Below are 18,289 nucleotides of genomic sequence, written 5' to 3'. Positions count from 1 at the left end.
AATTTTTCAGGGGAAACCCTATTATTGAGGTGTAAAAAATGGCACGTATTGGTTTAGATACATTAACAAATTTAGATGGTTTTGTTGCAGCTGCATTGGTGGATAGTGAAAGCGGATTAGCTTTGGCAACACAGGGGAGTGGTGTAGATTTAGAGCTGGCTGCAGCAGGTAATACTGAAGTTATTCGTTCAAAACGTAAGGTTGCTAAAACATTGCAACTAAATGATGATATTGAAGATATTTTAATTACGTTGGGTAAGCAATATCATTTAATCCGTCCTTTAGATTCAAATGATGCATTATTTCTTTATTTAGTGTTGGATCGTTCTAAATCGAACTTAGCAATGGCTCGTTATGAGTTAAAGGCATTTGAAAAAGAATTAGATTTTTCTTAATAAAGTCCAAATTACGGATAAGAAATTGACTTGAAAAACATGACAGGGAGCGATTAGGACGTTACCACAGAGCCTAAAGCTTCCTGTACATCATCTACTTATGCCCTATATGACTCATACGTTTAATGTTGTGTTGCTGATAGCTTTTTCAACAGTTTGTAACCAGTTACTGGTAAGTATTAAAACGAAATGGTAAATATTAAAAAATTTGGCAAGATCATGCTTTTTTATCCATGCCAGATCCAACTAAAACCATACACAAGCCAAAACGATACAAAAGTTAAAGTGATACAGCGTAAAATATTGTCCTGATAAAACAAAAATAAGGAATGAGATCGTGAGTCATACAGTGAAATTGCATCGCGTATTCAGTGCGCCACCAGAACGGGTATTTAAAGCATTTATTGACCCAGATGCTTTAGTGAAATGGATGGCACCGCATGGCTTTACCGCCAAAGTTCATCATCTTGATGCTCAAGTGGGTGGAACGTATAAAATGTCCTTTGGTAATTTTTCTACAGGTTCGAGTCACGGTTTTAGTGGAACCTATCATGAGCTGGTTCCCAACCAGTTATTGCGCTATACCGACCAGTTTGATGATCCGAATTTATCAGGACAAATTGAAGTGATCATTCAGCTTAAAGCCGTTTCTGTGGGGACGGAGGTTAATATTACGCAATCGGGTATTCCCGATGTTATTCCAGTTGAAGCCTGTTATTTAGGATGGCAAGAGTCATTGCAATTGTTGGCTTTGTTGGTTAATCCTGAAATTCCCGATTAATAAAAGTTCATTATGTTTTGAGTGAATTTCATTAATGTATATTTACTCGTATGACATATAAGCGTAAACATAATAAAAAACAGAGAAGTAATAGATGAATAATACTGAACAAATTCAAAGATTAGAACAGAAAGCTCGAGCTGCAATCTTATCTGCCTATCAGAGTGCTGCTGATGAAAATGAAGTTCGCTTATATGCTGAACATCATCTAGAGGAGCTTGAGCCAGAGTATTGGCTTAAAAACTTGGGGACTGTAACACCTCAACCTTTACAGGTTTTAAAGGTACTAGAACTAAGTCCACATATTGATTGGGTGCTTGAGGGGGATGAAAATTATCGGATTGATTTCACCCTACCAGAAGAGGTAACTCAATATGTTTTGTGTGTAGAACTGGATCGTGATGAGACCTTAGTTGGCATTTCGATGGAGAGTTAATATGTTTAACGGATAGATCCTCATGAATATCTATATAAAACGTATTTATACAGTCGCTTCAGAGATGGATAAGTCGGTTGAAGTCTGATTTATTCCATAAAATAAATAGGGTTTTAGCAATCGACTTAGGGATAAAATGTTATATTAGTATTTTTGAGGTTTTTTATGTCTTTGCCAAATTGCCCAAAATGTAACTCAGAATATGCTTATCAAGATGGTGATTTGCTGATTTGTCCAGAATGTTCTCATGAATGGAAAGAGAGTGAAAGCAAGGCTGAAGAAGTCACAATCATTAAAGACGCAAATGGCAATATCCTCAGTGATGGTGATACGGTGACAGTCGTTAAAGATCTGAAAATTAAAGGCTCTTCATCTGTAGTAAAAGTGGGTACAAAAGCGAAAAATATTCGCTTATTGACAGATGCGAGTGATGGTCATGATATTGATTGTAAAGTAGATGGTTTTGGTCCAATGAAACTTAAATCTGAGTTTGTAAAAAAAGCTTAATGAATATCGTTTGAAGTTAAAAAAGCCCTCGCTAAAATGTGAGGGCTTTTTTTAAGCGGGCGTAATGAATTTACTGAACCGATTGATTAAATATGAATAGATTGGTCTGCTGATTCAGCACACAGCATGCTATAACGAAGCAATGATCTTAAAGGATTTTTGTTATGCCACATATTCATTTGGAATATTCAGCCAATCTTGAAAACTTAGCACCGCAACCACTTCTGCTTGCTTTAAACCAAGCATTGCTCGATGGCACGTATGTGCATTCAGCCAATGATGTAAAAAGTCGTGCTGTTTGTCAGCATGATTATGTCATTGGTTTAGGGGATGAATCACAAGCTTATGTACACGCCAAAGTTTCGTTATTGACAGGGCGAAGTGTGGAATTACAACAGGAAATTTCCCAATTATTATTAAGCATACTTGAGCAGCATTTGCCTAAGCAAAGCCAATTGAGTTTGCAAATTTGTGTAGAAATTTTAGAAATGCAGAAAGAAACATACAGCAAAAAAATTGTCTAATCTGTAGAAGTAAATAGGATGAAATAGAGGATGAGATCCTAGATTTCATTCTCTTTTATGATTTGATGACTCAATCCCAATTATTCAATAATTTGGGTTGTTGAAGCTATATTTTAAGAAAAAATCACATTATCAATTCGTAACAAAACATACTTTTGAAAAAGCAAAAAGTCATTTATATTGAATACAAATTGATTAATCTTTAATCAACACAATACTTTTTATAAACTTTAAAATAACAAGAGGGTATTCACAATGTCTGGATGGTATGAATTGAGTCAAAGTAGTGACGGACAATATCGCTTTGTTTTAAAAGCAGGAAATGGCGAAGTCATTTTGACCAGTGAATTATATAAGGCGAGAGCCTCTGCACAAAATGGGATTGAATCGGTACAAAAAAATAGTGCAGATGATGGTCATTTTGAACGCAAGGAAGCAAAAAATGGTAAGCCTTATTTTAATTTAAAAGCGGTTAATCATCAAATTATTGGAACCAGTCAATTTTATTCAACTGAGCAATCGCGTGAAAAGGGAATTGAGTCGGTCAAAAGTAATGGTTCAAGTACGACAATTAAAGATTTAACAGCTTAAATTAAAGCCATATGTACATCAAAGTATGTATGAATACATACTTTTTTATAGATCAATGAAACACCTGTTGCCGCTTTTTAAAATAGGATAAAACCTGATCTCCAAGCGATAAACGAATGGATGAACAGGTTTTAATCGCTTGAGGATTAAAAGCGCTTGGGAATTCTCTGCCCATTTGGCACAGGCATTTCAGCATTTTTCAGTACGCCAAAGAGCCATGCTTCAGCATGATTAACAGCAACTTTTAATTCATCACCTTGCGCTAAACGCCCTGCAATAAAGCTCGCCAATGAGCAACCTGAACCGTGATATTCCCCTTCCAGACGCGGGCAGCGAGTTTCAGAAACCATCTGACCCTTGCTGTATAAAGCATTGCGAATATAGTCAGGGGTGTCTTCATGTCCACCTTTGATTAAAACGGCTTGAGCACCCATTTCGAAGAGTTTCGCTGTGGCTTTTTCTAAGTCTTGTTCACCAGTTAAAGCACGCAGTTCAACAGTATTTGGAGTAATCACAGTCGCCAAAGGAACGAGCTCTACAAAAGCTTTAACCAATGTTTCCTGATTCCCTAGTGAACCGCCACTATTGGCAACGAGTACAGGATCGAGCACATATAAATAGTCTGGATGCTCGCGTAGAAATTCAGCCAAAGCCGCAATATTATCCGTGGTGCCGAGCATGCCAGATTTCACACACTTAATGGGCAAATCGCCGACCACAGCATGGGCTTGAGCAAGTAAAAGTTCTTTAGAGGTCGCTGTAAAGCCAAACACTTGTTGCGAGTTTTGAATTGTCAGGGCGGTACACGCAATGGCTGCATGTGCACCACTTTGACCAATCGCTTCAATATCTGCTTGCAAGCCAGCTCCGCCTGATGGATCTAAACCAGAAAAGCAAAGTACAGTAGGGCGCACCATGATATCCTTCTTGACAAAATTTGCCTTAGTATAGGCAAATTTGAGCCAAGTCTCGATAGTATTTATTTAGTAAAAATTTAAGTGAAAAGGGTCAGTCTGTGATTAAAAATATTTTGATTGATTTAGATGGAACACTTACGGATCCCAAAGTGGGGATTACCACCAGTGCACGTTATGGTTTAAATAAAATTGGTCATCCCATTGCCGATGATGTCAATATTGATTGGATTATTGGCCCGCCATTAAAAGCCTCTCTGGCAAAAATTTTAAATGTCGATGTACATGATGTTTTGGCTGAACAAGCTTTGATGGGATATCGTGAACGATTTGCGGTTACGGGCCTATATGAAAACCACGTTTTTCCTCAAGTGGCTGAAACCTTAAAAGCATTGCAACAACAAGGCTATCGTCTATTTTTAGCAACGGCAAAACCTGAAGTGTATGCACGACAAATTTTAGAGCATTTTGATTTATTGCAATATTTTGAATATCCCTATGGCAGCGAATTAAACGGGGAGCGTACCAATAAAGGCGATTTGATTGAATATATTCTTAAAAAAGAACAGTTAGATTCGGCTGAATGTTTGATGGTTGGTGACCGTGAACATGATATTTTTGGTGCGCGTCGTTATGGAATAGAAACCATTGCGGTGGAATATGGTTATGGTTCAAAAGCAGAGTTGGATGCGGCACAACCCAAAGCACGAATTCAACAATTTTCAGAAATTTTGAATCATGTCGGGCATTAACCTGATCAAGCTATTGCGTGATTGTTGACGCATAAACAGCTTTCTTTACAGCAAAGTTTTGTTGAGATTTACATTTAAGACGATTTTTAGTTCGTCTTATTCGTCTTAAATGTTATCTCAAATCGAGGTACAGTGTTTCTTTCACTTCTTCCATCACGATATAACTATGCGATGAGGCGGAAGAGGGTAATTTCTTCAGTAAATCACCTAGTAAGCGACGATAGGCGCTCATTTCTTTTAGCCGTGCTTTGACCAAATAATCGAATTCACCTGAAATGAGATGGCATTCTAAGACTTCTGGAATTTCTACTAAATCACGGGCAACCTGATCAAATACATCACCCGATTTCGCCGATAATTTAATTTCTAAAAAAACCAATAAACTACGATTTACCAGCTCAGGGTTAAGTCGAGCATAGTAGCCCATAATAATGCCATCCCGTTCTAAACGCTTCACACGTTCAGAGCAGGGTGTGGTCGATAAATTAACCCGTGATGCCAACTCACTAATTGCAATCCGCCCATTACGTTGCAAGATCTCTAAAATTTGATGATCAATTCGATCTAATTTACGCATGAGTTTTTTCCTTTTTTTAGGGTTATTTCATACTGAATTTATTAATTTAACTACATTATAGTGATTAAAACAGTGAAAAAAACTATTTATTGCAAAATATACTAGTTAAATAAACTAAATATACGTAAAGGAAGAGCGATGCGTGTAATTGTCTTAGGTAGTGGTGTTATTGGTGTTGCAAGTGCGTATTACCTAGCGCAGCAGGGAGCAACCGTAACTGTTTTGGACCGCCAATCAGGTCCAGCAGAAGAAACCAGTTTTGGTAATGCAGGACAAATCTCACCTGGATATTCTACACCTTGGGCTGCACCAGGGATTCCTTTTAAAGCTGTAAAATGGATGTTCCAACATCATGCGCCACTTGCCATTAATATTGATGGCAGTATGTGGCAGTTGAATTGGATGGCGCAAATGCTTAAAAACTGCAATCCAAATAGCTATGCCATTAATAAAGAGCGCATGACCCGTGTTGCAGAATATAGCCGTGATTGTTTAAGAGAGCTTAGAAAAGAGACGGGAATCAGTTACGAACATCGCTCAAAAGGCACACTACAAGTCTTCCGTAATGAAGCTCAACTTGATGCAGTACAGCGTGATATTCAAGTGCTTAAAGAATGTGGCGTGGATTATGAACTGTTACTTAAAGATGAACTTGCAAAAGTAGAACCTGCTTTAGAACATGCCAAAGATAAATTGGTCGGTGGTTTACATTTGCCGAATGATGAAACAGGTGACTGTTATATGTTCACCAATGCCTTAGCCGATTTAGCCAAAGGTTTAGGTGTCGATTTCAAATTTAACCAAAATGTTGAAAAACTTGTGGTTGAAGGCGATGAAATTAAAGGTGTTGTGGTCGATGGTAAAGTCCTGACTGCGGATCGTTACGTCTTGGCATTTGGTAGCTACTCACGTGACTTCCTTAAACCACTCAATTTGAATTTACCGGTTTATCCTGTGAAAGGCTATTCACTCACAATTCCAATTATTGATCCTGCTTTTGCACCGCAATCGACTGTGTTGGATGAAACCTACAAAATTGCCATTACGCGTTTTGATCAACGTATTCGTGTCGGTGGTATGGCTGAACTGAGTGGATTTAACCATGGTTTAAATACAGACCGCCGTGCAACTTTGGAAATGGTCACTCAAGACTTATTCCCAGGTGGTGATTTAGCACAGGCGTCTTTCTGGACAGGTTTACGTCCAATGACCCCTGATAGCACACCAATCATTGGTGCAACAGGTTATAAGAATTTGTTCCTCAATACTGGTCATGGCACTTTAGGTTGGACCATGGCATGTGGTTCAGGCAAATTAATCAGTGATTTGGTCATGAATCATAAGCCAGATATTAGTACGGATGGCTTGTCTATTCTGCGCTATCCACATGCTGCTTAAAATCATTTGAAATTGATTATTCAAGGAAGAATAAAATGCCACGCCCAATTACTGCCATCATTCATCACGAAGCATTACAGCATAATTTAACCATTGCCAAACAGCAGATGCCGAATAGCAAAGTCTTTGCCGTGGTTAAAGCCAATGCTTATGGTCATGGTATCGAACATGTCTATCCATCCTTTAAAACGGCAGATGGTTTTGCCTTGCTCGATATTGCCGAAGCTAGATGGTTACGTGAGCTGGGTTGGACGGGTGCAATTTTATTATTGGAAGGCATTTTTTCTGCGCAAGATTTACAGGATTGCCTTGAGTTAAATTTAAGTTTTACCATTCATAGTGAACATCAACTTCGTTGGATTGAGCAATTTTCTCCCGTTGCTCACTTTGATGTTTATTTAAAAATGAATAGTGGTATGAACCGTTTAGGTTTTCAGCCTGAGCATTATCGACATGCTTGGCACAGATTAAATCAGCTGGATCAAATTCAAAGCATCACCCATATGATGCATTTTTCCGATGCAGACAGTGATCGTTTTGGTGAGTCGGGTATTGACTATCAATACACCATTTTTGAAGAAACGATTCGCGATTTACCCGGTGAAAGAACGGTGTGTAATAGTGCTGCGATTCTTAGACATTCAGCCCTACATTCAGACACTGTGCGCAGTGGAATCATGCTGTATGGGAGCTCTCCAGACTATCCGACACATACCATTCAAGATTGGAATTTGCAGCCGAGCATGAGCTTGCGCAGTGAAATTATTGCCATTCAGGACATCCAAAGTCATGACAGTGTGGGCTACGGCTCGACTTTTATTGCAGAGCAAGCGATGAAAATAGGCATTGTCGCGTGTGGTTATGCCGATGGATATCAACGCATTTCACCGACGGGAACGCCTGTACTGGTGAATTCAATTCGGACCAAAATTATCGGGCGTATCAGTATGGATATGCTCGCAGTAGATATTTCAAATATTGAAGATGTGGACGTGGGCAGCGAGGTTGTACTTTGGGGGAAATCGTCCAATGGCACGATTCTTCCCATCGATGAAGTCGCTGCAAGTTCAGGAACAATCGGCTATGAACTGATGTGTGCAGTCACCGCACGTGTCAATTTTATCAATCAAGAATAAGGACATAAGCATGTCAAACCATGATATCCAAAAGATCAACAGCAACGAAGTAATGAGTGCTGTAACCGTGTTTAATCAGGTGGTGTATTTATCAGGTCAAGTGCCTAAAAATACCGATGCAGATGTCGCTGGGCAAACGCGTGAAATCTTAGCGACCATTGATGAATTATTGGCATTGGCCAATACAGATAAGACACGATTATTGTCTGCGCAAATTTATTTAAAAAACTTACCTGATTTTTCAGCAGTGAATGCAATTTGGATTGACTGGCTTCAAGGTTGTGTGGCACCTTCGCGCGCAACAATTCAAGCTGATTTGGTTAACCCAAATTGGCTCATTGAAATCGCAATAACAGCAGCACAAAAGTAATGTGGTGTTGTTGAGAAACAAATGAAATACTTAGAATGAAGATGAAATGTAATCCATTTCGTTTCATTCTTGGACGGGTAAATCAAATTATTGAGTAGAACGCTCAAGTGCCAAAAGCATGATTTACCCGTTAAGGGATATGTCAAAAAGGATATTTTATGACCACTTCAAGCCAGCATGAAGACGCACAATCGTCGCCCCATGAGCTTCAGCGAAAATTATCGAACCGCCATTTACAATTAATCGCCATTGGTGGTGCGATCGGAACAGGACTCTTTATGGGGTCCGGAAAAACCATTTCTCTAGCAGGACCTTCAATTCTCATCATTTATATGATTATTGGCGGTATGTTCTTTTTCCTGATGCGTGCATTAGGTGAAATCTTATTATCAAATTTGCACTATAAATCATTTATTGATATGGCTCATGATTTAATCGGGCCGGGGGCAGGTTATTATATTGGATGGTCTTATTGGTTAGGCTGGATTTTGGTGGGTATCGCAGATTTAGCCGCCATTATTAACTATTTAAGCTTTTGGTTGCCGCCAGACATGACCTTCACCCCAATGGGACAGGCACTGATTAGTGCAGGCTGTGTGCTCTTTGTTTTAGGGATTAATCTACTTACCGTCAAATTATTTGGTGAAATTGAATTTTGGTTTGCACTGATTAAAATTTTAGCCATTATTGGTTTGATTGGTATTGGTGGCTTTATGGTGTTCACTCACTATCAAGCACCGGGTGGCTCAATCGCAAGTTTTAGTAATGTCTGGTCTCATGGCGGCATGTTCCCTAAAGGTGGCGAAGGCTTCTTGGCTGGTTTCCAAATTGCCCTGTTTGCCTTTGTCGGTGTCGAATTGATTGGTACGATGGCTGCTGAAACCAAAGATCCTGAAAAGAATCTACCGAAAGCGGTCAATGCTATTCCAACACGAATTATCTTATTTTATGTTCTCGCATTATTTATTGTGATGTCTGTTACACCATGGACAGAAATTCCAGCAGATCAAAGCCCATTTGTATCCTTGTTCTTGCATGCAGGTATTCCGGTTTCAGCCATTATTATGAACTTGGTGGTGTTGTCTTCAGTCTTGTCTTCAATGAATAGTGGTGTCTTTTCAACCAGTCGTATGTTGTTTGGTTTAGCCAAAGAAGGGCAAGCACCAACCAAGTTAGCAGAACTTTCTGCGCGTGCAGTTCCTGCGAAAGGCTTGTTGTTTTCTTGCGCTTTTATTATGAGTGGCGCGGCATTACAGTATTTTGTTCCGAACACCATCGAAGCTTTTACCTTGGCCAGCTCTCTGTGTGTGATTTTGTTTATTAGTATTTGGAGCTTGATTATGGTGTGTTATTTACGCTATAGAAAGTTGAATCCAGAGCTACATACGAAATCAACCTTTAAAATGCCGGGTGGTATATGGATGTCTTACATTGTTTTGGCATTCCTATTGTTTACGCTAGTGATCTTAAGCCTAGAGCCAGATACGTTAAAAGCATTAATTATTAGCCCATTATGGTTGGTTATTTTGGCGGTAACGTATCACGTTCTGTATAAGCCACGCATGAAAAAGCTGAACAAAAAGCTTTAGTAGTGATTTGATTTGAATTTAAAAAGGGCTGATGTTGATACATCAGCCTTTTTTTATTGAGCCATGCTCAGAATATAAAAATAACGCTTCTTTATTTTGATCAAAAATTAAATGCAATTATATGATCATTATTATTTAATAGAACGCTTTGAAAATAAGAACAGTGTAGATGCGAAATTATAAAATTGATGTACTACGTGGAATCTCCATACTTTTAGTTTTATTCCACCATTTTAATATCTCTTATAAACTGCATGATACATTTTTAGGCGTACATATCTTTGGGGAAAGCTTGAGCACTTTAATTGCCCGTAATGGTAATTATGGCGTGACGATGTTCTTTGTTATTTCAGGTTTTTTAATTACCCAACACACATTACAACGTAGTGGCTCACTCGCTCAAATCAATCTTAAAGACTTCTACATTCGCCGTATTGCGCGCATTATGCCGTGTTTGGTGCTGTTGGTGGCGATGGTTACTATTTTGGCAAGTTTCGGTTTAAAGCCGTTTTTAAATCAAGCACCGAATGATATTGAAGTGTCCTATGGCTTAACAGTATTTTCAGCTTTTAGTTTTTGGATGAATATTCTGATTATTCAATATGGCTGGGTGAATTATGCGCTTGGTGTGTTGTGGTCACTATCGGTAGAAGAAGTTTTTTATTTGATTTTTCCAATGCTCTGTTTGCTATTGGGGCGTGGTAAAGGCTTTATTTTGTTTTTATTGGTCGTGATTTGTTATGCACCGTATTTTCGTGCATTACATTGTGCTGAGCAAAGTGGCGCATACCTTTATCATTATTTCTCCAGTTTTGATGGGATCGCAATCGGCTGTTTAACTGCTTTAATGGCACAGAAGTTTCAATTGAATAGAAAAATGAATCCGTCTGTCATTCTTTTTATGTGTTTATTGATGATCGGTCTTTATGTATATGCCCCGATTAAAGAAGTGAGCACTTGGGGAATCAGTGTATTTGCTGTACTTGCTGCGCTACTCATATTTTGTTTTGCACAAAACCCTCAAGCAGCAGCTCAATCGAAAATGTCTAAAGCGATGGTCTGGATCGGGCAACGCAGTTATGAAATGTATTTGTTTCATTTAATTGTTTTGGGCTTGATTAAAGTTATCTATTTTCCTAAACAAACTTTGCCAACCGAAAAATTAATATTGTTGCCCATATTCTTTATTACGACGTTTATTTTGAGTTGGGCAATTGAAAAGTATTATTCAGTACCATTGAATTTAAAAATTCGAACTACATTGATTAAATCCGAACGTAGATAAAAATTTGCATGCGACTTTGTAGAGGGGAATCAGGATTAGATATTGCCTTGGTTTGCAGAGAAAATGAGAGAGAATAAAAAAGCCTCGAATGATTCGAGGCTTTTTAAAATTTTCAGGATTAAAACTGCGGCTTAACCACCACTAAAATGATCACTGCAACTAAAATCAGGGTTGGCATTTCATTAAAAAAACGCCAGAACTTATGCGATTTGTAATGTGCATTGCCAATCAGTTTTTTACGATAATAACCACAAACAAAGTGGTAAATCACCAACAAACCAACCAAGCCAACTTTGAGGTAAAACCATAACGCTTCATGATAGTGGCGCGTTGCATCGCCCCAATCTACCAAAAAGTGCGCCGTGATGAGTGTGGCAATCATAGATGGCCACATAATGCCGCGGTATAACTTACGTTCCATGACTTCGAAACGCTGATGACTGACGGCATCATCACTCATGGCATGGTAAACATATAAGCGTGGTAAGTAGAACAAAGCAGCGAACCAACAGACCACAGCGATAATATGTAATGCTTTTACCCACAAGAAAGCATCAGAAGGTGCATCCATCGAAAATCCTATCGGGGATTATGCATCCCACTTCTTGAAAACGAGGCAGGCGTTTACACCGCCAAAGCCAAAACTGTTACTCATCACAGTATTCAATTTTGCGTCACGTTTTTCAAGTACGATGTCATAACCTTTTGTACCTTCATCAAGTTCAGTCACATTGATGTTTGGTGCAATAAAGTCATTTTGCATCATTAGGATAGAATAAATTGCTTCTTGTACACCCGCAGCACCTAAGCTATGACCTGTCATCGATTTAGTTGAACTAAGCGGTGGAACATGACCTTCACCAAAAGCACGACCCATGGCTTGTAGTTCAGTGATATCACCTGCTGGGGTAGACGTACCGTGAGTATTTACATAATCAATGCTATCTACACCATGTTGTTTGGCTTCTTCTAAAGCCATAAGGATACAACGTGTTGCACCTTCACCACTTGGCGCAACCATATCTGCACCATCACTATTGGCAGCATAGCCAACCACTTCAGCCAAGATGTTTGCACCACGCGCTTGGGCATGTTCAAGTGATTCAAGTACTACGAAACCACCACCACCTGCAATCACAAAACCATCACGGTCAGCAGAATAAGGACGAGAAGCTGTTTCAGGCGTGTCATTGTATTTAGAACAAAGTGCACCCATTGCATCAAACAATAAACTTTGTGACCAGTGATCTTCTTCACCGCCACCGGCCAGCATTAAATCCTGTTTGCCTAGTTGAATCAGGTTGTAAGCATAGCCAATAGCATCGGCAGACGTTGCACAGGCACTGGTAATGGTATGTGCAATGCCTTGCATTTTGAAGGCAACACCGACGTTGGCGGTAATGGTGTTAGACATGTTGCGCGGCACGAAGAACGGGCCAACTTTACGTGCACCTTTGGTGTCCAGTAGCTCTTTCATTTCCATCACCGAGGCTGTAGAGCCGCCACCTGAACCACCAGCAATGCCGTAGCGCGGGTTGCCGCCAATCTGTTCTGCGGTCAGACCCGCATGTTGAACAGCCGCCAATGCTGCGTTATAGGCATACATTGCACATACGCCCATAAAGCGCTTTAAGCGGCGGTCAATGCCGTCAAAGTTCTGTTCAGCAGCTGCGCTGATATGGCTTTTAAAATTCATTTCCGCATAAATGGGGTTAAAACGTGTTCCCGAAATCCCGTTTTGCAAAGAGTGAGTGACATCTTCCAATGTATTACCAATGCATGAGTTAATGCCCATACCAGTGATTACAACACGTTTCATCTACAGATCCCTTTATGGTGAGATTGAGGCATGCCTTGCGGGCGCTGGAATCAGCAGCCGGCGGCACGCAGCTCATATTTTTGAATTGCAATCATGATAGCAGAAAGAATTTTGAATTCTTATGGCAAATATTATGCCTATTTCCCTGTCTGTGTATTTGTGAAACAACCACAAAGCAATTAACTAAAACACACACATTAATATTGAGATAAACTTAGACTATGCCTAGTATTTATCAATAATTGTAAGAATCAAAAATGAGGATAAAGAATGACAGATAGTAATAATAAACATTCACATAGTTTCTTCTCAAATGCCTTTGGAGTGGCTAAAAAGATCAGTGCAACTGGAATGGGTGTGCTGAACCACGTCGCTTCAGACAAGGTAGCGAAGGTAATGCAACCCTCGAAAAATGGTCAGATGTTTGAGGGGAGTTCACGTCATATGAACTCATTTGAATCGCCAAAATATGAGAATCCTCAACAAATGCTGCGCGAGTATTTGCCCAATGTTTCTAAACAATTATTGGGTCGTCAATATAATAAAGTGAATCGTGTTGCCACTTTTGTGTCCCCAGAATTTTCAGATAAATTATCAGACTATTTTTTTGATCATCTGAATCAATTTACTTCGGATTTAAGCTCTGTCGATCTGGTGCTTGATCAAGCAGGCGCACGAGATTTAGAAGAACTGACGCTAGACGTAGATCGTTCCAAGCGAATTAGCCAAGCATTGGCAGAACAAAATAAATGGATTGCATCGCTGCAAGGTGCTGTAACAGGTGCGACAGGTGTCATCGGTTCAGCGATTGATGTTCCTCTGTCCTTGGTGATGTCTTTACGCATGATTTATCAAGTTGGACGTGCTTATGGTTTTGAACTGAATAAAGAAACAGAACAAGATATCGTTCAGTTTGTTTTTAAACAAATTGATTTAGGCATGATTGCAGAGAAACAAAGTGTTTTGATGGCGTTAAAAGCTTTATCGAATATGTTGCAAACACATGACATTTCTCAATTCCAACAAATATTGGGTTCAAGTAATGATATTGAATCGCTGAAAAAATGGCTGGTCAATGAAAGTGGTGAAATGAAATGGGATTGGTTGAATCACATTCCTAAAGTTTCACTGCTGGGTAAATTGACCCCCGTTGTTGGTGCGAGCATTGGTGCAGCATATAGCTGGAAATTGGTTGAAGATGTAAATCAGAAAGCACAACAAATATTTTCACATGCACGAAGTTATTTACAGCAGCATCAGGGTGTCGAGTTATCGGCTATAGCCGCTTATGAAAAATCATTAGAATTATTGGCGCAAGCAACGCCAAAACTATTAGATCATTTTGCTAAAGTGGATGTGGCTGCGAGTGACATTAAATTAGATCAGGAAATGAAGATTGATAACCATCAGACCATTTCTAAAGTGACCATTAAAAAGAAAACAGACTCTCTAAAAGTAGATGAAACTGAAAAAAGTCAAAAAGTTCAACAGGGTTTGGAGCAGTTGGCTGAACAAATGCTTGAGCAACACGAATATGTAGAACCTCAAAAACCAGCAATTTCTGTAGAAGAATTTGAGTTGGATGAATATGCAGTAGACGATAATGGTGTAGCAGAGGAGGGTGATCAGTCTGCCTCCATTCAACCTCAAGCAAATGCTGAACCTGCCGCTGTAAAGAAAAAAGTTACAAAAAAGAAATCATAAAAGTGCAGCATGAAGTCTGCTAAAGGCTTTCAAATGGTCTAAATACAAGGAAATGGTCAATATTTGACGTCACCTCGAATATTGACCATTTTTCTATCTTCGCTTACAATTGCGTGCCCTCGAAAAGTAGTATTTTTTTGAGGCTTTTTATTAACGGGAGATTTGCCAAATGGCAACAACAAATCAGTTGATCCGTAAGGGTCGTACGACTTTGATTGAAAAATCAAAAGTTCCTGCGTTGAAGGCTTGTCCACAACGTCGTGGTGTTTGTACACGTGTTTACACTACTACACCTAAAAAACCTAACTCAGCAATGCGTAAAGTTTGCCGTGTTCGCTTAACTTCAGGTTTTGAAGTATCAAGCTATATCGGTGGTGAAGGCCATAACTTACAAGAGCACAGTGTTGTTCTTATCCGTGGTGGTCGTGTTAAAGACTTACCAGGTGTACGTTACCATACCGTTCGTGGTTCTTTAGACTGCGCTGGTGTTAAAGATCGTAACCAGTCTCGTTCTAAATACGGTACTAAACGTCCTAAGAAATAATCTTTTAAGATCATTTTCTTAAGAACGTAGAACCGCAATCCTTTATCGTCTCGCTTGTCTGATTTCTGCATTTAATTTTGTGAAATTCAAGCGACGTGTAGTAAGGCCAGCGAACAGTACATGACACTTTGTACTCATGCTGGATAAACCTGAAGTGTCATATTTATAGGTGTATTAAAATGCCAAGACGTCGCGTAGTCGCTGCCCGTGAAATCCTTCCGGATCCTAAGTTCGGCAGCCAAACAATCGCTAAATTCATGAACCACGTAATGCAAGATGGTAAAAAATCTATTGCTGAAAGTATCGTTTACGGTGCTTTAGACCGCGTTCAAGAAAAAAGTAAAGTAGACCCAGTTGAATTTTTCGAGACTACTCTTGAAAAAGTTCGTCCTATGGTCGAAGTAAAAGCACGCCGTGTTGGTGGTGCTACTTATCAAGTGCCTATGGAAGTACGCCCATCCCGTCGTACTGCCTTAGCTATGCGCTGGTTAGTAGATGCTGCTGCTAAGCGTTCTGAAAAAACTATGGCTTTACGTCTTGCTGGTGAGTTGCTTGATGCAGCTGAAGGTAAAGGCTCAGCTATTAAAAAACGTGAAGATGTGCATCGTATGGCTGAAGCCAACAAAGCATTCTCTCACTACCGTTTCTAAGCGGATAAAACAGCCCCTAGTCAGGAGGGTGGTGAGTCAGTTTCACTGAATTGTCATCGAATCGCTTTAAGTTGCTATGCAGCTTAAAGCGTCCTGTTTTAAACAACAAAATTTAGGAATGCAAGAAATCATGGCTCGTCAAACCCCAATTTCTCGTTACCGTAACATTGGTATTTCAGCTCATATTGACGCTGGTAAAACCACGACTACTGAACGTATTTTGTTCTACACAGGTGTATCTCACAAAATTGGTGAAGTACATGATGGTGCAGCAACAATGGACTGGATGGAACAAGAGCAAGAACGTGGTATTACAATCACTTCAGCTGCTACTACTTGTTTCTGGTCTGGTATGGGTAAACAATTCCCAGAACACCGTGTAAACGTAATTGACACACCAGGACACGTTGACTTCACAATCGAAGTTGAGCGTTCTATGCGTGTTCTTGACGGTGCATGCATGGTTTACTGTGCTGTAGGTGGTGTACAACCACAGTCAGAAACTGTATGGCGTCAAGCAAATAAATATAAAGTGCCTCGTTTAGCATTCGTGAACAAGATGGACCGTACTGGTGCAAACTTCTTCCGTGTTGTTGAACAAATGAAGACACGTCTAGGTGCACACCCTGTACCTGTAGTAATTCCAATTGGTGCTGAAGATACATTCGCAGGTGTTGTTGACCTAGTTGAAATGAAAGCAATCATTTGGGATGAAGCATCTCAAGGTATGCAGTTTGAATATGGTGATATTCCTGCAGAACTTCAAGAGCTTGCTGAAGAATGGCGCACTAACATGGTTGAAGCTGCGGCTGAAGCTAATGAAGAATTGATGGACGAATACCTAAACAATGGTGACTTGTCGAAAGAACAAATCATTGCGGGTATTCGTGCACAAACTTTGGCTTGCCAAATTCAGCCAATGCTTTGTGGTACAGCGTTCAAAAACAAAGGTGTTCAACGTATGTTGGATGCTGTAATTGAATTCTTACCATCACCTACAGAAGTTAAGCCTATCGAAGGTATTCTTGACGACAAAGCTGAAACTAAAGCGATTCGTGAAGCATCTGACGAAGCTCCGTTCTCTGCACTTGCATTCAAAATCATGAATGACAAGTTCGTAGGTAACTTAACTTTCGTACGTGTTTATTCTGGTGTGCTTAAACAAGGCGACCCAGTATATAACCCAGTTAAAGGTAAACGTGAACGTATTGGCCGTATCGTGCAAATGCACGCGAACGATCGTCAAGACGTTGAAGAAATCCGCGCTGGTGATATCGCTGCATGTGTAGGTCTTAAAGACGTTACGACTGGTGATACACTATGTGATGAGAAAAACATCATTACTTTAGAGCGTATGGAATTCCCTGAGCCAGTAATTTCTTTAGCTGTAGAGCCTAAGACAAAAGCTGACCAAGAAAAAATGTCTATCGCTTTAGGTCGTTTGGCTAAAGAAGATCCATCGTTCCGTGTTCGCACAGACGAAGAATCTGGTCAAACGATTATTGCTGGTATGGGTGAGCTTCACCTTGACATCCTTGTTGACCGTATGAAGCGTGAATTTGGTGTTGAAGCAAACATTGGTAAACCAATGGTTGCTTACCGCGAAACAATCAAAAAGACTGTTGAGCAAGAAGGCAAATTCGTACGTCAAACAGGTGGTAAAGGTAAATTCGGTCATGTATATGTTCGTTTAGAACCTATGAATGTCGAAGAAGCTGGTAAAGAATACGTATTCGCTGAAGAAGTTGTCGGTGGTACTGTACCTAAAGAATTCTTTGGTGCGGTTGATAAAGGTATTCAAGAACGCATGAAAAATGGTGTATTGGCTGGTTACCCTGTTGTGGGTATCAAAGCGACATTATTTGATGGTTCTTACCATGATGTCGATTCTGACGAATTGTCGTTCAAAATGGCAGGTTCTTATGCCTTCCGTGATGGTTTCATGAAAGCGGATCCTATCCTTCTTGAACCAATCATGAAAGTTGAAGTAGAAACTCCAGAAGACTACATGGGCGATATCATGGGTGACTTAAACCGTCGTCGTGGTATGGTTCAGGGTATGGAAGACTTACCTGGTGGTACTAAAGCAATTAAAGCTGAAGTTCCATTGGCTGAGATGTTTGGTTACGCAACTTCTATGCGTTCTATGTCTCAAGGTCGTGCGACCTACTCTATGGAATTTGCTAAATATGCTGAAACTCCACGTAACGTGGCTGAAGGCATCATTTCTAAGTTCCAATCTGGCGGTAAAAAAGGTGACGACGAGTAATCTTTCGATTACTATAAGCCCAAACTAATTCATAGTTAAAAACCAAGT

At 39.8% G+C, this 18,289-nt stretch carries 20 protein-coding genes; 16 read left to right on the top strand and 4 right to left on the bottom strand.

Annotation, left to right across the window (positions count from 1 at the left end):
* The first annotated feature begins 38 nt into the window (after positions 1-38).
* The 6 genes from B9T24_RS05035 to B9T24_RS05010 all read left to right on the top strand — a co-directional run bounded on the left by B9T24_RS05035 (position 39) and on the right by B9T24_RS05010 (position 3,234).
* Positions 39-395 (top strand): hypothetical protein, encoded by a 357-nt coding sequence (locus tag B9T24_RS05035; RefSeq protein ID WP_004649182.1) that lies wholly within the window; start codon positions 39-41, stop codon positions 393-395.
* Positions 396-732: 337 nt separating this feature from the next.
* A complete protein-coding gene (locus tag B9T24_RS05030) occupies positions 733-1,176 on the top strand; it encodes an SRPBCC family protein (RefSeq protein ID WP_086164776.1) in 444 nt (147 codons plus the stop codon).
* Between the two features lie 94 nt (positions 1,177-1,270).
* Complete coding sequence (locus B9T24_RS05025) at positions 1,271-1,612, top strand: DUF2004 domain-containing protein (RefSeq protein WP_086164775.1); 342 nt, start codon at positions 1,271-1,273, stop codon at positions 1,610-1,612.
* 165 nt (positions 1,613-1,777) lie between these two features.
* Positions 1,778-2,119: a zinc ribbon domain-containing protein YjdM gene (locus tag B9T24_RS05020; protein WP_086164774.1), complete on the top strand. Its 342-nt coding sequence runs from the start codon at positions 1,778-1,780 to the stop codon at positions 2,117-2,119.
* A gap of 164 nt (positions 2,120-2,283) precedes the next feature.
* Positions 2,284-2,643, top strand: coding sequence for a 5-carboxymethyl-2-hydroxymuconate Delta-isomerase (locus B9T24_RS05015; protein ID WP_086164773.1), 360 nt, complete (start codon positions 2,284-2,286; stop codon positions 2,641-2,643).
* 255 nt (positions 2,644-2,898) lie between these two features.
* Entirely contained in the window at positions 2,899-3,234 is a 336-nt protein-coding gene (locus tag B9T24_RS05010; protein ID WP_086164772.1) for a YegP family protein, read from the top strand.
* A 146-nt stretch (positions 3,235-3,380) separates the two neighbouring features.
* Here B9T24_RS05010 and B9T24_RS05005 read toward each other — a convergent pair whose 3' ends face one another.
* Positions 3,381-4,148, bottom strand: coding sequence for a hydroxymethylpyrimidine/phosphomethylpyrimidine kinase (locus tag B9T24_RS05005; protein ID WP_086164925.1), 768 nt, complete (start codon positions 4,146-4,148; stop codon positions 3,381-3,383).
* 101 nt (positions 4,149-4,249) lie between these two features.
* Between B9T24_RS05005 and B9T24_RS05000 the strand changes: the two genes are divergently transcribed.
* Positions 4,250-4,900, top strand: a complete 651-nt coding sequence (locus B9T24_RS05000; RefSeq protein WP_086164771.1) for an HAD-IA family hydrolase — start codon at positions 4,250-4,252, stop codon at positions 4,898-4,900.
* Between the two features lie 112 nt (positions 4,901-5,012).
* On the opposite strand, the gene B9T24_RS04995 is transcribed toward B9T24_RS05000, so the two are convergent.
* Positions 5,013-5,477: an Lrp/AsnC ligand binding domain-containing protein gene (locus B9T24_RS04995; RefSeq protein ID WP_086164770.1), complete on the bottom strand. Its 465-nt coding sequence runs from the start codon at positions 5,475-5,477 to the stop codon at positions 5,013-5,015.
* Positions 5,478-5,615: 138 nt separating this feature from the next.
* Between B9T24_RS04995 and B9T24_RS04990 the strand changes: the two genes are divergently transcribed.
* The 5 genes from B9T24_RS04990 (at position 5,616) to B9T24_RS04970 (ending at position 11,255) form a co-directional block, all read left to right on the top strand.
* Positions 5,616-6,875: a D-amino acid dehydrogenase gene (locus B9T24_RS04990; protein ID WP_086164769.1), complete on the top strand. Its 1,260-nt coding sequence runs from the start codon at positions 5,616-5,618 to the stop codon at positions 6,873-6,875.
* A 35-nt stretch (positions 6,876-6,910) separates the two neighbouring features.
* Positions 6,911-8,011, top strand: a complete 1,101-nt coding sequence (gene alr / locus B9T24_RS04985) for an alanine racemase (RefSeq protein ID WP_086164768.1) — start codon at positions 6,911-6,913, stop codon at positions 8,009-8,011.
* 10 nt (positions 8,012-8,021) lie between these two features.
* Positions 8,022-8,381: a RidA family protein gene (locus tag B9T24_RS04980; protein WP_086164767.1), complete on the top strand. Its 360-nt coding sequence runs from the start codon at positions 8,022-8,024 to the stop codon at positions 8,379-8,381.
* A 158-nt stretch (positions 8,382-8,539) separates the two neighbouring features.
* Positions 8,540-9,970, top strand: coding sequence for an amino acid permease (locus B9T24_RS04975; RefSeq protein WP_086164766.1), 1,431 nt, complete (start codon positions 8,540-8,542; stop codon positions 9,968-9,970).
* 169 nt (positions 9,971-10,139) lie between these two features.
* Positions 10,140-11,255, top strand: a complete 1,116-nt coding sequence (locus tag B9T24_RS04970) for an acyltransferase family protein (protein WP_086164765.1) — start codon at positions 10,140-10,142, stop codon at positions 11,253-11,255.
* Positions 11,256-11,373: 118 nt separating this feature from the next.
* Here the strand turns inward: B9T24_RS04970 and hemJ are convergent, their stop codons facing one another.
* Both hemJ and B9T24_RS04960 read right to left on the bottom strand, forming a co-directional pair.
* Positions 11,374-11,826 carry a protoporphyrinogen oxidase HemJ gene (hemJ, locus tag B9T24_RS04965; protein ID WP_004648010.1) on the bottom strand — a complete coding sequence of 151 codons (453 nt, stop codon included), beginning with the start codon at positions 11,824-11,826 and terminating at the stop codon, positions 11,374-11,376.
* A gap of 18 nt (positions 11,827-11,844) precedes the next feature.
* Complete coding sequence (locus tag B9T24_RS04960; RefSeq protein ID WP_004648011.1) at positions 11,845-13,074, bottom strand: beta-ketoacyl synthase N-terminal-like domain-containing protein; 1,230 nt, start codon at positions 13,072-13,074, stop codon at positions 11,845-11,847.
* Between the two features lie 270 nt (positions 13,075-13,344).
* Between B9T24_RS04960 and B9T24_RS04955 the strand changes: the two genes are divergently transcribed.
* The 4 genes from B9T24_RS04955 (at position 13,345) to fusA (ending at position 18,241) form a co-directional block, all read left to right on the top strand.
* Positions 13,345-14,778: an EcsC family protein gene (locus B9T24_RS04955; RefSeq protein ID WP_086164764.1), complete on the top strand. Its 1,434-nt coding sequence runs from the start codon at positions 13,345-13,347 to the stop codon at positions 14,776-14,778.
* A gap of 169 nt (positions 14,779-14,947) precedes the next feature.
* The gene (rpsL, locus tag B9T24_RS04950) at positions 14,948-15,322 is read left to right on the top strand and encodes a 30S ribosomal protein S12 (protein ID WP_004648013.1); all 375 of its coding nucleotides are present in this window, start codon (positions 14,948-14,950) and stop codon (positions 15,320-15,322) included.
* A 179-nt stretch (positions 15,323-15,501) separates the two neighbouring features.
* Entirely contained in the window at positions 15,502-15,972 is a 471-nt protein-coding gene (gene rpsG / locus B9T24_RS04945; RefSeq protein ID WP_004648014.1) for a 30S ribosomal protein S7, read from the top strand.
* A gap of 130 nt (positions 15,973-16,102) precedes the next feature.
* Positions 16,103-18,241 carry an elongation factor G gene (fusA, locus tag B9T24_RS04940; protein WP_086164924.1) on the top strand — a complete coding sequence of 713 codons (2,139 nt, stop codon included), beginning with the start codon at positions 16,103-16,105 and terminating at the stop codon, positions 18,239-18,241.
* Positions 18,242-18,289 lie beyond the last annotated feature (48 nt).

Source organism: Acinetobacter sp. ANC 4654, assembly GCF_002135425.1.
Lineage (GTDB): Bacteria > Pseudomonadota > Gammaproteobacteria > Pseudomonadales > Moraxellaceae > Acinetobacter > Acinetobacter kyonggiensis.
This window is presented reverse-complemented; position numbering and strand designations above follow the sequence as displayed.

Excerpts from the sequence above, each read along its gene's own strand:
- B9T24_RS05035 (WP_004649182.1), top strand. The coding sequence starts at position 39 with ATGGCACGTATTGGTTTAGATACATTAACAAATTTAGATGGTTTTGTT.
- B9T24_RS05025 (WP_086164775.1), top strand. The coding sequence starts at position 1,271 with ATGAATAATACTGAACAAATTCAAAGATTAGAACAGAAAGCTCGAGCT.
- B9T24_RS05020 (WP_086164774.1), top strand. The coding sequence starts at position 1,778 with ATGTCTTTGCCAAATTGCCCAAAATGTAACTCAGAATATGCTTATCAA.
- B9T24_RS05015 (WP_086164773.1), top strand. The coding sequence starts at position 2,284 with ATGCCACATATTCATTTGGAATATTCAGCCAATCTTGAAAACTTAGCA.
- B9T24_RS05010 (WP_086164772.1), top strand. The coding sequence starts at position 2,899 with ATGTCTGGATGGTATGAATTGAGTCAAAGTAGTGACGGACAATATCGC.
- B9T24_RS04995 (WP_086164770.1), bottom strand. The coding sequence starts at position 5,477 with ATGCGTAAATTAGATCGAATTGATCATCAAATTTTAGAGATCTTGCAA.
- B9T24_RS04990 (WP_086164769.1), top strand. The coding sequence starts at position 5,616 with ATGCGTGTAATTGTCTTAGGTAGTGGTGTTATTGGTGTTGCAAGTGCG.
- alr (WP_086164768.1), top strand. The coding sequence starts at position 6,911 with ATGCCACGCCCAATTACTGCCATCATTCATCACGAAGCATTACAGCAT.
- B9T24_RS04980 (WP_086164767.1), top strand. The coding sequence starts at position 8,022 with ATGTCAAACCATGATATCCAAAAGATCAACAGCAACGAAGTAATGAGT.
- B9T24_RS04975 (WP_086164766.1), top strand. The coding sequence starts at position 8,540 with ATGACCACTTCAAGCCAGCATGAAGACGCACAATCGTCGCCCCATGAG.
- B9T24_RS04970 (WP_086164765.1), top strand. The coding sequence starts at position 10,140 with ATGCGAAATTATAAAATTGATGTACTACGTGGAATCTCCATACTTTTA.
- hemJ (WP_004648010.1), bottom strand. The coding sequence starts at position 11,826 with ATGGATGCACCTTCTGATGCTTTCTTGTGGGTAAAAGCATTACATATT.
- B9T24_RS04960 (WP_004648011.1), bottom strand. The coding sequence starts at position 13,074 with ATGAAACGTGTTGTAATCACTGGTATGGGCATTAACTCATGCATTGGT.
- B9T24_RS04955 (WP_086164764.1), top strand. The coding sequence starts at position 13,345 with ATGACAGATAGTAATAATAAACATTCACATAGTTTCTTCTCAAATGCC.
- rpsL (WP_004648013.1), top strand. The coding sequence starts at position 14,948 with ATGGCAACAACAAATCAGTTGATCCGTAAGGGTCGTACGACTTTGATT.
- rpsG (WP_004648014.1), top strand. The coding sequence starts at position 15,502 with ATGCCAAGACGTCGCGTAGTCGCTGCCCGTGAAATCCTTCCGGATCCT.
- fusA (WP_086164924.1), top strand. The coding sequence starts at position 16,103 with ATGGCTCGTCAAACCCCAATTTCTCGTTACCGTAACATTGGTATTTCA.